Origin of the sequence: Phytoactinopolyspora alkaliphila (assembly GCF_010550695.1) — a bacterium.
Lineage (GTDB): Bacteria > Actinomycetota > Actinomycetes > Jiangellales > Jiangellaceae > Phytoactinopolyspora > Phytoactinopolyspora alkaliphila.
In genome coordinates this window covers 29,780-44,546 of record NZ_JAAGOB010000002.1, presented here as the reverse complement: position 1 = coordinate 44,546, position 14,767 = coordinate 29,780, and the positions used below count along the sequence as shown (strand labels likewise).

General features: G+C 70.7%; 10 protein-coding genes. 2 read left to right on the top strand and 8 right to left on the bottom strand.

The annotated features are described in order from the left end of the window. Positions 1 to 28 precede the first annotated feature (28 nt). Positions 29 to 3,925 carry a fibronectin type III domain-containing protein gene (locus G1H11_RS03205; protein WP_163816047.1) on the top strand — a complete coding sequence of 1,299 codons (3,897 nt, stop codon included), beginning with the start codon at positions 29 to 31 and terminating at the stop codon, positions 3,923 to 3,925. Between the two features lie 69 nt (positions 3,926 to 3,994). Here the strand turns inward: G1H11_RS03205 and G1H11_RS03200 are convergent, their stop codons facing one another. From G1H11_RS03200 to G1H11_RS03190, 3 genes are all read right to left on the bottom strand, one after another. Beyond that, positions 3,995 to 5,068, bottom strand: a complete 1,074-nt coding sequence (locus G1H11_RS03200; RefSeq protein WP_174257372.1) for a potassium channel family protein — start codon at positions 5,066 to 5,068, stop codon at positions 3,995 to 3,997. 179 nt (positions 5,069 to 5,247) lie between these two features. Beyond that, positions 5,248 to 5,676: a CoA-binding protein gene (locus G1H11_RS03195; RefSeq protein ID WP_163816046.1), complete on the bottom strand. Its 429-nt coding sequence runs from the start codon at positions 5,674 to 5,676 to the stop codon at positions 5,248 to 5,250. After that, on the bottom strand, positions 5,673 to 6,890 hold the full coding sequence (locus G1H11_RS03190) for an MFS transporter (protein ID WP_163816044.1): 1,218 nt from the start codon (positions 6,888 to 6,890) through the stop codon (positions 5,673 to 5,675). Before G1H11_RS03190 ends, G1H11_RS03195 begins: the two co-directional genes overlap by 4 nt. 29 nt (positions 6,891 to 6,919) lie before the next feature. Here G1H11_RS03190 and G1H11_RS03185 point away from each other — a divergent pair, with 29 nt between their 5' ends. Then, a complete protein-coding gene (locus tag G1H11_RS03185) occupies positions 6,920 to 7,480 on the top strand; it encodes a CGNR zinc finger domain-containing protein (RefSeq protein WP_216843405.1) in 561 nt (186 codons plus the stop codon). Here the strand turns inward: G1H11_RS03185 and hutI are convergent. The 5 genes from hutI to hutH are packed head-to-tail and all read right to left on the bottom strand — an operon-like array spanning position 7,470 to position 14,659. Beyond that, positions 7,470 to 8,750 carry an imidazolonepropionase gene (gene hutI / locus G1H11_RS03180; protein ID WP_163816040.1) on the bottom strand — a complete coding sequence of 427 codons (1,281 nt, stop codon included), beginning with the start codon at positions 8,748 to 8,750 and terminating at the stop codon, positions 7,470 to 7,472. The genes G1H11_RS03185 and hutI overlap by 11 nt on opposite strands. After that, positions 8,747 to 10,102: a formimidoylglutamate deiminase gene (locus tag G1H11_RS03175; RefSeq protein WP_163816038.1), complete on the bottom strand. Its 1,356-nt coding sequence runs from the start codon at positions 10,100 to 10,102 to the stop codon at positions 8,747 to 8,749. Before G1H11_RS03175 ends, hutI begins: the two co-directional genes overlap by 4 nt. Further along, a complete protein-coding gene (locus tag G1H11_RS03170; RefSeq protein WP_216843404.1) occupies positions 10,099 to 11,346 on the bottom strand; it encodes an allantoate amidohydrolase in 1,248 nt (415 codons plus the stop codon). Before G1H11_RS03170 ends, G1H11_RS03175 begins: the two co-directional genes overlap by 4 nt. A 2-nt stretch (positions 11,347 to 11,348) precedes the next feature. Then, the gene (gene hutU, locus G1H11_RS03165; RefSeq protein ID WP_163816036.1) at positions 11,349 to 13,034 is read right to left on the bottom strand and encodes a urocanate hydratase; all 1,686 of its coding nucleotides are present in this window, start codon (positions 13,032 to 13,034) and stop codon (positions 11,349 to 11,351) included. Between the two features lie 17 nt (positions 13,035 to 13,051). Further along, positions 13,052 to 14,659 (bottom strand): histidine ammonia-lyase, encoded by a 1,608-nt coding sequence (gene hutH / locus G1H11_RS03160; protein WP_163816035.1) that lies wholly within the window; start codon positions 14,657 to 14,659, stop codon positions 13,052 to 13,054. Between the last annotated feature and the right edge of the window lie 108 nt (positions 14,660 to 14,767).

Sequence of the window (14,767 nt, the reverse complement as noted above, 5' to 3'; positions counted from 1 at the left end):
GGCTCGGCGAAGAACGGTTCACGCAGTAATGGCAGGCCTGGCGGCGACGGTCGTCACCGGGGCCTTGCTGGGGCCCGTGCAGGCGGCGAGCCCACCGCTGGTGCCGGGAGAGTCTGTCGGGCAGGACCCGGACGAGGAATGGTGGGAAGGGATCACCATCCCCACCGAGGGTGTCCTGCCCGACCAGGAGATCCACCCGAGCCAGTACGTCGACGCTGAGGGCGTGGAGGTGCTGCGCGCCCGCGTGGAGGGCGACGCCCCCGATCCGCACGGGCACTACGCCATGGCCTGGAACCGGCTGATCGAGGATGCCGACGCGGCCGCGGAGGCCGGCGTCGTCGACCCCTCGGACAACGTCAAGACCAAGGCGGCCAAGGCGACCGCGTTCGCCTGGCTGATCACCAGGGAGCAGCGGTACCTGGACGCGGCCGTGGCGAACCTGCGCGCCGCCTACGACACGATCATCCCCACCGACCAGTACGTGGCGCAGCAGATGACCAACTACGCGCTCGCCTACGACTGGATCGCCGCCGACATCGGCGCCGACGACGACGCGGCCATCCGCACGGCGGTGAAGCGCGGCGCGGACTGGCTGTATACCTACCTCGAGGACGAGGGTGTGCGCAGCCACAACCACCGGTCGAAGGCCGGGGCGGCGCTGGGCTCGTGGGCACTGGCCTTTTCCGCTGATGCGGACGCGCAGGCGTACCTGGACCGTTCTCTGGAGAACATGAACCGGGTGTTCCGGTACATGTTCACCAAGGACGGCATCTACCGCGACGGTTCCGGCTACTACTGGATCTTCACAATCATCAACAGCACGCCGTTCATGTGGCAGTACCGCAACGCTTCCGGCGTCGACCTGTTCCCGGCGTTGCAGCCGGCTTTCGAATGGCAGCTGAAGACGGTGAACCCCAAGGGCCTGCAGCCGCCCCTGGACGACGGCTGGTACAAGGTGACCTGGCTGAACACCGTGGCCGCCGCCTACGCGGACACACCCACCGAGCTGAGTTCCACCGGTACGCTCGGTGAGCTGTTCCAATGGCAGTTCTTCAGTAGCGACCTGGCCGCCGCCCGTTACCCCGACGACTGGACCGGAGCCCGCGACCAGTTCTACGGCTGGCCGGAGGAGATCGCCCTCTACGACTCCACGATCGATGAGGTTGCCCCGGACGAGGGCACCGGGACGATCGACATGAACGAGGGCCCGCGCGGCGGCGACACGATCTTCCGCAGCGACTGGCGAATGGGCGACGCCGCTACCCGCTGGGGCTACTTCGGCGGCACGGCCATGAGCAACAACCACGACCACGCCGACGGCCTGCAGTTCCTCATCGAGGCCGAGAACGCGGTGCTAGCCCGGGACAACGGCTACGGCCCGCGGCGGTTCAGCGGGCGCAACGAGTGGAAGGGGCCGGAGCACCACAACGTCGTCACGGCCGACGGCGCGGCGGTCGGGGACCCGACACCCACCCGCGGCTTCCTCTCCGGATCGGTCTTCGGCTTCGCCGAGAAGGCCGCGGCGTACTGGAACGACCAGGACGCCTCTCACACCCGTGCGGTGGCCTTCCCCGGCTCGGACTACTTCGTGGTGCTCGACCGGATGGAGTCCGCGGAACCGAAGACGTGGGACGCGTACTGGCATGTGCGGGGCGATCTCTCCGGAGCCGCGAACCGGCGTACCTGGACCACGGAGGACGGTCCGTGGGGCGACGCTGCCCGGCTGCATGCGCTGACGGTGCCGTCCGACACAGAGCTCCGCACCGTCGACGACCAGTTCAACCCCTATGGCACCGGAACCGACACCGGCTTCGAGGGCTATCCCGACCCGTCCACGGACGTCGAGGAGACCACCGGCCTGCGGCTGACGCAGGAGGGCACCGACGCGCAGCTCCTGTCCGTCCTAGTGCCGTCCTCCGTCGACGGAGCCGCGCCGCGGCTGGAGGATCTGGGGACCGACGACGTGCTGGCCGCCCGGGTCTCGGCGGACGACTACGTGGACACCGTGGTGGCGCCGCGCTCCGGCTCGTCCGCCTCGGCGGGAGGGCTCGACGTCGAGGCTGGCCTCGGCTGGGTCCGGACCACCGGAGGGGCGCTGACCGGATTCGCCGTGCACGACGGCGAGTCGGCCTCGTGGAATGGGGTCTCGCTGGTGGAGGCGTCGTCGCCGTTGACGTTGTCGGCCGACGTGACGGACCCGACCCGGCACGTCATCGAGATCGCTCCGGTCGACGGTGACGTTCAGGTGGACCTGGCCGCCTCACCAGGGCGGGAACTGACCGGCGCAACGTTCGACGGCGAACCCGTGGCCGCCGAGATCGTGGACGGCCGGGTCATGGTGAAGGTGACAGGCGGCGGGGAGCTGGTCTTCTCCTACGGCGCTCCGGACGCGGCACCTGGCACACCGGCCGGCCTGGCCGGCACCGGATACGCCGGCGCCGTGGAACTCTCGTGGGATCCCGTTCCGACCGCGACGTCGTATCAGGTGCTCCGGCGCGGGCAGCGGATCGCCGAGGTGACGACCCCGTCGTACGAGGACCCGGACGTGTCGGACGGGATGACCTATCCCTATCGGGTGGTGGCCGTGAACGAGCGCGGTTCCGGGCGGCCGTCGTCGGCGGTCACGGTCCGTGCGGGCCTCGGAGAGCCGGCGGCTCCCACGGGTCTGGCGGGCACGGCCTCGCACCGCCTGGTGGAGCTGTCCTGGCTGCCGGTGCGGGACGCGTCGTCGTACGACATCCTGCGAGCCGAGGCGGGCGGAGAGCCGGAGCCGGTCGCGGAAGGGGTGACCGCGGCCGAATGGTCCGACACCACGGTCGCCAACGGCGTCACCTACCGGTACGCGGTCCGGGCCGTCAACGCGGCGGGCAACGGCGCCCTCTCGGACGTCGTGGAGCTGACACCGTCGACGACGCCGCCGGACACGCCGCAGGGCGTCACGGTGGGGCGAGCGCCAGGCGAAGTGACGCTGGCCTGGGCGGACGTTCCGCGCGCTGAGTCTTACCAGGTGTGGCGCGCCGGACTGACCAGCGGCGACTTCACCGTCGTGGCCGCCACCGGTGACCCGTGGTGGACTGACACCGACGTGATCGACGGCACCGGGTACGCCTACCGGGTGGTCGCCGAGAATGACGCCGGGGCGAGCGAGGCGTCGCCGGCGGTGACGGCGGTGCCCGGCTGCACGCTGACGCACGGCGTCGGGCCGGAGGGCGCGGTGATCGAGGCCGAACGGTACAGCGGCCGCAGCGGCGAGTACCAGCTGGTGGACGACCTCGCCCGCTTCGGCGGCCGGGTCGCGGAAGTCCCGCGCGGATCGGAGTACAAAAACAATCCGGACCTGTGGGGCCGGTACGACCTGGAGGTCGAGGAAGCCGGCCGCTACTACGTGGCCGTGCTCGGCTACGGCGAGTCCGGCTCGAACGACAGCGTGCACCTGTCAGTGGATGACAGCACCCCCACCACGGTCAACCTCAGCGTGGGTGAGTGGTTCTACCGGCAGTCGCCCATCGGCTTCGACCTGGAGGAAGGCTTCCACACCCTCCTGATCTCCTCCCGGGAGGACGGCGCCAGGGTGGACCGGTTCGTGATCTACCCGGCCAGCGGCATTCCGGACAGCGTGCGGTTCTCCGAGACCTGGACGCTGCCTTCCGACCCGGGGTGCGGCGACGGCGCGGGTGAGCCGAGCGTGCCGGAGGCGGTGACGTCGTCGACGGCGACCGTGACCAACGACGGTGTGCGCCTGGCCTGGTCCGGCAGCCGGCTGGCGGAGTCGTACACGGTGCTCCGGGACGGCGACGTGGTGGCCACCGGGCTCACCGCCACCAGATGGACCGATTCGGGCACGAGCGGGACGGCGTCGTACTCGATCATCGCGTCCAACGCGGTAGGTGAGTCGCCTCCCTCACCGGTGGTGACGGGCGGCTAACCGGTCGCCGTCCGGCGCGCGGCGCGGCATGACCCGGGTAGGTCATGCCGCGCCGGTGTCTGTCACGGGCTAGGCATTCGATCCGGCGCCCCACTCGTAGCCGCTGACGTCGGCACGGGACCAGTCTCGGAGTGAGGACAGGAAGACCCTGGCGCGGAACACGGCCTCGCCGGCGTGTCCGTCGGTGGCCACGGACGCCGCATGCGGTCCGAGCCGCTCCGCGAGCAGCCGGTGGATCTCGTCCACCGTGTTCAGGTCGCGTTCCTCCGGCTCGGCATCGGAGAGTCGCCTGACGACCTCGTCGGCCAGGTAGTTCTCGGCGATGGTGCGCTCCAGCCTGGCCATCGCAGTGGCCAGTTCGTCGGCGGCCGACCGTAGCGCAGGTTCGAACCGCACCGCCACCAGGGCCGCCGCGGCAGCCTCGGCGCACCGGCGGAGCGCGGGTTCGGGGTCGTATTCGGCGCGTCTGGACCGGTAGGTCAGTGCGACCAGCGGATACCGGTGCACCATCTCGTCGACGCCGCGCAGATGCGCCGCCCAGACCCGGCATCTCTTACGTGTCTCATCCGCGCCCTCGTACGCGAGGAACTCTGCCAGCGCGACGTCCCCGGTGCGGCCCCGCGTCTCGTCGTGGATCGCCAGCGTGAACCGGTCACGTGCGGACAGCCCGTTGACCACCTCGATCAGATACGACGCCATGGCGGTGAACATGGTGAAGCCCAGGGCAGCCGCACTGATCGTGAGGAGCTTGCCGAGCCCCGAGATGGGAGTGATGTCGCCGAAGCCGAGCACGGTCACTGTCCCGCCCACGTAGTAGAACGTGTCAAGGAACGTGAGGGACCCCAATGCGGGGTCGGAGGCGAACTGATCTCCCATGGGCCAGAAGACGAGTGTCAGCCCGAGCGTGAGCAACCCCATCCACGCGACGAACGTCAGCACCACGATTCCGGGGCCGGCCAGCGCCAGGATCCGCCGGCGCCGAAACCGCAGCCGGATGCCCGCGCCCGTGGCGAGCCGCCACATGGCGCGCCTGGTCAAGGCGGCGACCATGCCCTCCGCATCCGGATGCAGCACCGTCTGCCACACATCGCGCACCACCAGGAGCGTCACCATTACGCCGAGGACGATGATCGCGATATTCATGGTGCTGAACTACCCGGAACGGCCGGACCGTACCGTCGGGGCCGGTTTTGTGCTCGGCAACATCATGATGCGCGCCGCACCATGGAAGCTCGGTGTCGCTGGGACGACACCGAGCTTCCATGCTGTCTTCGGCCCCGCACTGTCTGCGCAGCCGCACACCGTCAGTCGGGCGACGGCCGTCAGAGTCCGAGTCGCGGCGCCTCGATCGCGGGGCACGTGTCCATGACGACGTCCAGGCCGGCGTCCCTGGCGCGCTGGGCCGCGTCGTCGTCGATCACTCCCAGCTGGAGCCACACCGCGCTGATGCCCAGGCGCTCCCGCTCGGCGATCGCGTCGTCGATGACAGTGCCCACGCGTGAGCTGTTGACGAAGCAGTCCACGACGTCGACCGGAGCCGGAACATCCGCCAGCCGGGCGTAACCCGTCTCGCCATGGGCGTCCTCGGAGCGCGGGTTCACCGGAACGATCCGCATGCCCAGGCCGTCCTTGATGAAACCGGCCACTCCGTGGGCGACGCGCGCTTTGTTGGCGGACAGGCCGACGACAGCCCACGTGGCCGGGGTGGTGAGGAGCCTGCGCACGAGATCCGGATCGTTCGAATGAGTCATGTCGTCACTCTGCCATGGGACCTTCGATCGGTGATGGCATGGTTGCGGGCCCCGAGACCGGGGAGTATCGAAGCGACGACGACGACGGCCGCGACGGCGAGCAACGTGGGGCCGCCCACATCGGCGAGCAGCCCGAAGGCCGCCGCGCCCACGGCGGAGAAGGTGAGCTTCAGGCTGGCGCCCACCATGAACACCTGGGTGCGCACCGGCGCCGGACTGGTCATGGTCCGCACGTGCAGCGTGGTGGTGAGCAGCGGCCCGTCCGCCAGGCCGGCGATGGCGAAGCCGCACGCCGCCACCGCGACTGACGATGCCACGGCCCCTAAGGCGAGGCCGCCGGCCATGACCGCCAGGCTGGTGAGGACGACGGGTACCGGCGCCAGGCGCCGGGCACTCGGATGGCTGATAGCCAACGATCCGGCTGCCGCGCCGGCCGCGAACACCGAGATAAACAGCCCTCCCACGTTCTCCGACGCGCCGAGGTGAACGGCAAGGATCGGTGCCACGACGGCTAGTCCACCGAGTCCACCGTGGGCCAGGGTGGTGACGACGGTCGTCGTCCGCAGAATCGGGGTGCGCCAAATCCATCTGAACCCATCCGCCCAGCCGGCGCTCTCGGCGCCGGCGCTAGGTCCGGGCAGGCGGGGAAGGCCGGCCGCGAATCCGGCACCGAGGGCGGCGGCTGCCGCGAGCGACACAAGTGCGATCGCGGGCGAAGCCACCGTGGCGATAGCGGCGCCGGCAGCAGGTCCGGCAATTCCCGCGACGTTGTAGGTGGCCGCATCGACGGCATGGGCGGTGTGCCGCCGGTCCGCAGGCACAAGCGCGCCGATGAGGCTCGACAATCCACCGAGGAGAAGCGGCTCGACCGTACCGGCGATCACAGCGAACAAAGCGACGACCGGCCAGGCGGCGACACCTGTCGTGCCGGCGAGTGCGGCCAGGGCGGCGGCGACGATGAGAGCCGCTGCCACGGTGACCGCCACCGGGTGACCGGTCCGGTCTCGTACTCGTCCCGCGAGCGGCCCGGTGATCACGTGGGGCAGAGTGGCGGCCGCGACCAGGAGGCCGCCCAGCCACGCCTCTCCGGTGCGGTGCAGGGCGAGGAGGACGATCACTACCGGCGCGCCTTCTGCGGCCATGCGCGCGAAGAACGCCGCCCCGACGTATGCGGGTGGAAGCCGGCGGCCAGCCGAAGCGTGTAACGCCTTCATTCGAGAGTACGTTACAGTACGCTGGCGGTGTGGATCGAATTCGCCCGCTGAACCGGCTCGAAGCCCTGCTGAACGTGGCGGCGCCTGACGGTCAGGCGCGTTGGCCCGCGATCGTGGCGGTGCTGCGTGAGCACGGCGAACAGGTGGACCATCTCGGCCCCGCCCAGGAGAAGGAGTTGCTCGGTGCGCTGGATCGCCTCCGCGCGCTGCTGCGCATCGAGGACATCGACCTCGCCGCGGAGCACATCAACCGCATCTTCGATGACGTCGCCGCACGTCCGCGTCTGTCGAAGCACGACGGAACGCCGTGGCACGTCCATGTTGATCCGGAGGGCGCTGGGTGGGGAACATGGTTGCTGGCCAGCAGCGCGCTGGCGCTGGCGGCGGCGATCCAGGAGCACGGCCGCCGCACGTGGGGTCAGTGCGAGGCCGAGAGCTGCGAGCGGTACTACGTCGGTGACGGCCGTGGCGGTGAGCGTCATTACTGCTCGGCGAGATGTGCCAGCCGCGCCCGGGTGGCCCGGCACCGCGGCCGGGCGCGGAACACGGCTCCGGCCCCGCCGCCGGGGCGTGGGGGAGTCAGGACGTGAGCGCCGGGACCGAGGCGATGGGGACGCCGGGGCGGTAGGCGAGGTGACGGTACGACGGGGCGTCGAGGACGCACAGATCGGGCCGGGCTCCCACCCAAAGATGGCCGACGTCGGAGCGGCGCAGCGCCCTGGCCCCTCCCACCGTGGCGGACCACAACGCTTCGGCTGGTGTCATCCCCATCTCCCGTACAGCAAGGGCGATACAGAACGGCATCGACGACGTGTAGCAACTCCCCGGGTTGCAGTCGGTCGCGATTGCCACGGGGACGCCCGCGTCGATCAGCCGTCGTGCGTCCGGATACGGCGATCGAGTGGAGAACTCGACGCCTGGCAGAAGCGTCGCCACAGGCCCCGCCGGCGGTTTGCCCGGCGGCAACTCGGCATCGCCCGATCGCTGAGCGCCGGCCAGCAGGTCGATGTCCTCGTCGGTGAGATACGTGCAATGGTCCACGCTCGCGGCACCGAGCTCCACCCCCAGCGCGACCCCCGGGCCTGGCCCGAGCTGTCCGGCGTGCACGCGTAGGCCGAGGCCGGCGCGGGCCGCCGCCTCCAACACCGCCCGTGACTCGTCACCGTCGAAGGCGGTGGGTGCTCCCGGTTCGCAGAACACGTCGGCCCACCGCGCGTAGGGCGCGCAGGCGTCGAGCATCGGGCCGGTGACCAGATCGACGTACGCGGCCCGGTCGGTCCGGAACTCCGGTGGTACCACGTGCGCACCGAGGAACGTCGTCTCGGGCGAGAGCGCCGACGCGGCGCGCATCAGCTTTGCTTCGTCGTGGATGGTGAGCCCGTATCCGCTCTTGATCTCCACGGTGGTGGTGCCCTGCCGGCGCATCTCCGCCAGCAGCCTCCCGCCGTGCTGGACGAGGGTGTCCTGATCCGCGGCGCGGGTGGCGTCGACCGTCGTCGTGATGCCGCCACCGTCGTAGCGTTCACCGGCCATCCGGGCCTCGAACTCCCGCGCGCGATCGCCCGCGAAGAGGATGTGCGAGTGGGAGTCGACGAATCCGGGGACCACGGCCCGGCCGCCGAGGTCGACGCGCTGGTCGGCTTCCGGTGCCGAGTCCTGGGGGCCGATCCAGAGGACTGTGTCAGCGTCCACGACCATAGCGCCGTGTTCCAGGATCCCCAGATGCGGCCGATGTGCAGAGCCCGTGGGGACGTCGTCGTACCTGGTACCCGGCGCGTGCGCAGGGTCCATGGTCACCAGTTCGCCGATCCCGGTGACGAGCGTCGTCGTTGTCACGCGTGTGCCTCCTGGTCTCTTCATGGGAAGAGTGGGGTGATGCTGTCCGTCAGCAGCGTCGTGATGTCGCCGAGCAGGTGCTTACCGCCGTCGACGACGACGCGGCCCCCGGCCACCACCGTGTCGACGTCGGCCGCCGTCGCGGTCAGGACGAGCTGCGCCGGGTCGGACCCGGCCGTGCGCACGGTGTCCGTGCGCACCGCGACGAGGTCAGCCGTGGCGCCGTGGGCGATTCGGCCGTCACCGGGCCGTCCCAGCGCGGCCTGACCGTTCCTGGTCAGCGCGTCGACGAGCGCTCCGGGTGAGAACCGGCCGCGCTGCCCGCCGCTGAGCCGTTCGTGCATCTCCAGCAGCCGGGCCTCGCCGAGAAGGTCGACGACGGCGTGCTGATCGCTGCCGAGGCACACGGCGCATCCCGCCGAAGCGAGCGCACCCATCGGAGATATCCCGTCCGCGAGGTCCTGTTCGGTGGTGGGACACCCGCACACAGACGTTCCCGAACGGCCCAGCAGCGCGACATCGGCCCGGGTCAGGTGAGTGGCGTGCACGGCCGTGGTCCGCGGGCCCAGCACCCCGGCATCGGCCAGCACCGCGGTCGGGGTGCGCCCGTACGTGGCGAGGCAGGCCTCGTTCTCGGCCGGCTGCTCGGACAGGTGCACGTGCAGGGGAGCGACGACGTCCCGGGCCCAGCCAGCGACGACGTGCAACTCGGTCTCGGGCACCGCTCGCACCGAGTGCAGCGCCGCACCAACCACCACAGCCGGCGGCACCGAGGCGCGCAGCCTCGTCACCCGATCGGCCCAGCTTTCGGCATCTCCGTCCCCGAACCGGGCCTGAACGCCTCGCAGCGGCTTGTCGATCCCGCCCCGCAGGTAGCACGTGTCGAGCAGGGTGAGGCGGATGCCCGCGTCGGCGGCCGCCTCCGCGAGAGCAATGCCCATCGCGTTCTGGTCGCTGTACGGCGTCCCGCCCGGGCCGTGATGCAGGTAGTGGAACTCGCCCACGGAGGTGATCCCGGCCAGCACCATTTCCGCGTAAACGGCGCGCGCCAACCGGTAGTAGCTGTCGGGGGTGAGCATTCCGGCCACGGCGTACATGGACTCTCGCCAGGTCCAGAACGTCCCACCATCCTGATGGGTCCGGCCGCGCAGCACCCGGTGGAAGGCGTGCGAATGGGCGTTCGCGAAGCCGGGGAAGACCATCCCGTGCAGATGGACGTCACCGGGTTCCGGCCGGGCGTCCACCTGGACGCCCATGATCATCCCCGCGTTGTCGACAGCGACCCGGACGCCGTCCACCGCCGCTCCATGGCGCTCCGGCCGTCTCGCGGTTCCATCTGGCGGCAGCCACGCCCGCTCACACCAGAAGCCGGTCATCCCAGCGCCTCCAGGACATCGGCCAAGGCTTCGACACCGCTGAGGCAGTCGGCGCGGTCGGCCGACTCCGCGGGCGAGTGGGAGACGCCGGTCGGATTGCGCACGAAGAGCATCGCCGCCGGGACGCCGGCCGCGGCTAGGATCCCGGCGTCGTGCCCGGCCCCCGTCGGCAGGACCGGGACAGCGCCGAACCTGGGTTTCAGGGCGGTGGCGACCACGTCGCGCAGGGCATCGTCGAACCGGACAGCGGGCGTCCAGGACTCCTCGACGGCAGGCTGCGGGCTGGTTCGGCTTCCGGTATGGCCGGAGACGTCGGCCACCGTCGCGCGCACGCGTTCCTCGTCACTGCCCCGGGCGTCCAGCCACGCTTGCACGAGTGAGGGGATTGCGTTGACGCCATTGGGATGGACGCTCACCTTCCCGAAGGTCGCCACCGCGGTGTGCCGTTCAGCCGCCGCGCGGGCCGCCAGGACGGCATCGGCGTAGCGGATCATCGGGTCGTCGCGGTCGCCCAGGGCAGTGGTTCCGGCATGGTCGGCTCGTCCGGCGAAGTCGAACCGCCAGCGGCCGTGCGGCCAGATCATCGAGGCGAGCCCGATCGGCGCGCCGTACCCGTCGAGCCCCCATACCCTGGCTCCGTCAGGGGTGGTCAGGGGTACCCGGCCCTGCTCGACGTGGAGTTCGACGAACTGGCCGAGACGGGACAGCCGCTCGGGGTCGGTGCCCACGCCGGCCGGGTCGTGGCCCGCGGCGGCCATCGCCTCGGCCATGGTCACGCCCTCGGCGTCGGTCAGCGCCCGGCCCCGGTCCGCGTCGAGTTCTCCGGTCATCAGGCGGGAGCCGCCGCACGCCACGCCGAACCGAGCGCCCTCCTCGTCGGAGAACGCCACGATGGCGACCGGCCGCGACGGTGTGAAGCCGCGCGCACGCAGGACGTCCAGGGCGGCGAACGCGGACACGACGCCGAGGGGGCCGTCGAACGCGCCGCCGTCGGGCACCGAGTCCAGATGCGAACCGGTCACCAGCGCGTTCCCGGCTTCGGGGTCGCCCCACCAGGCCCAGAGGTTGCCGTTGCCGTCGGCCTCGACGTCCAGGTCCCGCTCTGCGGCATTGGCCACGAACCACGTTCGGCACTCCAGATCGGCATCGGCCCAGGCGAACCGCCGGTACCCTCCGCTGCGGGGGTGGCGCCCGACCGGCTCCAGCTCGGACCACATCCGCTCGAACGTCCCATCCGCTCCCATGATCATCGACGGTCGCCCGTGCTACGACCCGGCTGATCGTCGATGATCATGGGAGCGTGCGGGCCACGGGAGGCGGCGATCTCCCGAGCCCGGGGATAACCCGCGTCCACATGGCGCAGAACGCCCATGCCGGGATCGTTGGTCAGTACCCGTTCCAGCTTCGCGGCCGCCAGCTCCGTCCCGTCGGCGACGCTGACTTGGCCGGCATGGATCGACCTGCCCATGCCCACGCCACCGCCGTGGTGGATCGATACCCAGGACGCACCCGAGGCCGTGTTCACCAGCGCGTTGAGCAGGGGCCAGTCGGCGATGGCATCCGAGCCGTCGGCCATCGCCTCGGTTTCCCGGTAGGGAGAGGCCACGGACCCGGCATCGAGGTGGTCCCGGCCGATGACGATCGGCGCGCTGATCCGCCCGTCCGCCACCATCTCGTTGAACTTCACGCCAGCTTGGTGCCGCTCGCCGTAGCCCAGCCAGCAGATCCGGGCGGGCAGGCCCTGGAAGGCCACCTTGTCCTGGGCGGCGCGGATCCAGCGGTGCAGGTGATCGTCGTCGAACAGCTCGAGCACGGCCTCGTCGGTGGCGGCGATGTCGCGGGGGTCGCCGGACAGCGCCGCCCACCGGAACGGGCCCTTGCCCTCGCAGAAGAGCGGCCGGATGTAGGCCGGAACGAATCCGGGGAAGTCGAAGGCGCGGGCGAAGCCACCGGCGCGGGCCTCGTCGCGGATCGAGTTCCCGTAGTCGAAGACTTCCGCACCGGCATCGAGGAACCCGACCATGGCTTGGACGTGCGCGGCCATCGAGGCGCGAGCGCGCTCGGTGAACTCGGCCGGCTTTCGCTCGGCGTAGTCGTGCCAGTCCTCGACGGCGATGCCCTCGGGCAGGTAACTCAGCGGATCGTGCGCTGATGTCTGGTCGGTGACGATGTCGACGCCAACCCCACGCCGGAGCAGCTCGGGCAGCACCGTGGCGCAGTTGCCGACCAGCCCCACGGAGAGCGCCCGCCGCTCGGCCTTCGCCGCCTCGACCTGGCGCACGGCGTCGTCGATGTCGGTGCTGTAGGTGTCGAGGTACCGCTGGCGGACCCGCCGGTCAAGCCGGGCTTCGTCCACCTCCACGACCAGGCAGGCGCCGTCGTTCAAGGTGACGGCAAGCGGCTGCGCGCCGCCCATCCCACCGCAGCCGCCGGTGACGGTCAGAGTGCCGGCCAGTGTGCCGCCGAACCGCTTGGCCGCGACAGCCGCGAACGTCTCGTAGGTCCCCTGAAGGATTCCCTGGGTGCCGATGTAGATCCAGGAGCCCGCGGTCATCTGCCCGTACATGGTGAGTCCCAGCTTCTCTAGCCTCCGGAACTCCGGCCAGGTCGCCCAGTCACCCACAAGGTTCGAGTTAGCGATCAGCACGCGCGGCGCCCATTCGTGCGTGCGCAGCACTCCGACAGGCTTGCCGGACTGCACGAGCAGTGTCTCGTCGTCGCCCAGGTCGGTCAGGGTGCGGACGATGGCGTCGTAACTGGCCCAGTCCCGCGCCGCCTTTCCGGTGCCCCCGTAGACGACGAGGTCGTCCGGGCGCTCGGCCACCTCCGGATCGAGGTTGTTCATGAGCATCCGCAGCGGCGCCTCGGTCTGCCAGCTACGAGCCGTCAGGGACGTGCCGCGAGGGGACCGGACCGTGCGTGGTGTGGTCATGCGGGGCTCCTTCAGATTCAGCGCAGGCCGGAAAGGTGGGCGGCGGCAGCGTCGAGCAGGGCGCCAGAACGGACCTGGGCGACGACGTTCTCGATCTCGGGGGCGAGGAAACGGTCCGGACCCGGACCAGCGACTCCTGGGCCGGCGTCGGCGAGGTCCGTGCCGGCGCCGGCGTGGCCCCGTCCGGTACCACCACGGCGAACAGCGGAGACGACCGCCGCCGTGGCCGGGGCCGGGGTGAGCGGCGCGCGCAGATCGAGGGCACGTGCGGCGGTCAGGATCTCGACCGCCAGCACGCGGCTGAGGCCGTCGACCGCACGGCGCAGCTTGCGGGCAGCGGCCCATCCCATCGAGACGTGGTCCTCCTGCATCGCCGACGACGGGATGGAGTCGACGGAGGCCGGCACGGCGAGGCGCTTCAGCTCGGACACGATCCCGGCGGAGGTGTACTGGGCGATCATGTGACCGGAGTCCACACCTGGATCGTCGGCGAGGAACGCGGGCAGGCCCTGGCTGCGATTCGCGTCGAGCATCCGGTCGGTGCGCCGCTCGGAGATGCTGGCGACGTCGGCGACGGCGATCGCGACGAAGTCGAGCGCGTACCCCACCGGCGCGCCGTGGAAGTTGCCGTTCGACTCCACCCGTCCGTCCGCGGTGACCACCGGGTTGTCGATCGCGGAGGCGAGCTCTCGTTCCGCGACGTCGCGCGCGAAGCTCAGCGTGTCCCTGGCGGCGCCGTGTACTTGCGGGGCGCAGCGCATCGAGTAGGCGTCCTGGACTCGGGTGCACTCCGGCGTCCGGTGGCTGGCCATGATCGCCGAGCCGTCCAGCAGCGCTCGCATGTTGGCCGCCGAGTCGGCCTGGCCCGGGTGGGGGCGCAGGGCCACGAGATCCGCGGCGAAGGCGGCATCGGTGCCGAGCAGGGCCTCGACGCTCATGGCTGCGGCGACGTCGGCGGTGGTCATCAGCACGTCGAGGTCGTGCAGCGCGAGCACCAGCTGGCCGAGCATGCCGTCGGTGCCGTTGATCAGCGCGAGCCCTTCCTTCTCGGCGAGGATGACCGGCCGCAGGCCGGCTGCGTCCAGGGCGTCGGCGGCGGGAACGACGCGGCCCGTCCGGTCGCGAACGTAGCCCTCGCCAAGTATGGCGAGGGCGCAGTGCGCCAAGGGCGCCAGATCCCCGGAGCAGCCGAGTGAGCCGTACTCGTAGACGAGCGGTGTGAGGCCGTGGTTGAGAAGGTCGGCGTAGGCCTGTACGGTCTCGGGGCGAACTCCTGTGTGTCCGGTGGCCAGGGTGGACAGCCGCAGGAGCATCAGGGCTCGCACCACCTCGCGCTCTACCTCGGGCCCGGAGCCGGCGGCATGAGAGCGGATGAGTGACAGCTGCAGCTGGGCTCGTCGTTCGCGAGGGATGTGCCGGGTGGCGAGAGCACCGAAGCCGGTGGACACGCCATAGTGTGGAGCGTCGTCATCGGCGAGATCCTCGATGATCGCCCGGCTCTGGGCGACGGCCGCCCGAGCTTGGTCGCTCAGGGTCACCGGAGCATCGTGCCGGGCAACGGTGACCACGTCGGCGGCGCTGATCGGACCGGTCCCGACGGTGACGGTAGGGGTGTCCTCGATCATCGCCCGACTTCTCCCGCGGTAGGGCGTGTCACTCGGCAATGACCAACACCCGTGAGGTCGTAGGCGCTCATAGTTGCCATTGGATCGCGGCCGGCACGAGGCTGGAAC

Excerpts from the sequence above, each read along its gene's own strand:
- G1H11_RS03205 (WP_163816047.1), top strand. The coding sequence starts at position 29 with ATGGCAGGCCTGGCGGCGACGGTCGTCACCGGGGCCTTGCTGGGGCCC.
- G1H11_RS03190 (WP_163816044.1), bottom strand. The coding sequence starts at position 6,890 with ATGAAGGCGTTACACGCTTCGGCTGGCCGCCGGCTTCCACCCGCATAC.
- G1H11_RS03175 (WP_163816038.1), bottom strand. The coding sequence starts at position 10,102 with ATGACCGGCTTCTGGTGTGAGCGGGCGTGGCTGCCGCCAGATGGAACC.
- G1H11_RS03195 (WP_163816046.1), bottom strand. The coding sequence starts at position 5,676 with ATGACTCATTCGAACGATCCGGATCTCGTGCGCAGGCTCCTCACCACC.
- G1H11_RS03170 (WP_216843404.1), bottom strand. The coding sequence starts at position 11,346 with ATGGGAGCGGATGGGACGTTCGAGCGGATGTGGTCCGAGCTGGAGCCG.
- hutH (WP_163816035.1), bottom strand. The coding sequence starts at position 14,659 with ATGATCGAGGACACCCCTACCGTCACCGTCGGGACCGGTCCGATCAGC.
- hutI (WP_163816040.1), bottom strand. The coding sequence starts at position 8,750 with ATGAAGAGACCAGGAGGCACACGCGTGACAACGACGACGCTCGTCACC.
- G1H11_RS03200 (WP_174257372.1), bottom strand. The coding sequence starts at position 5,068 with ATGAATATCGCGATCATCGTCCTCGGCGTAATGGTGACGCTCCTGGTG.
- hutU (WP_163816036.1), bottom strand. The coding sequence starts at position 13,034 with ATGACCACACCACGCACGGTCCGGTCCCCTCGCGGCACGTCCCTGACG.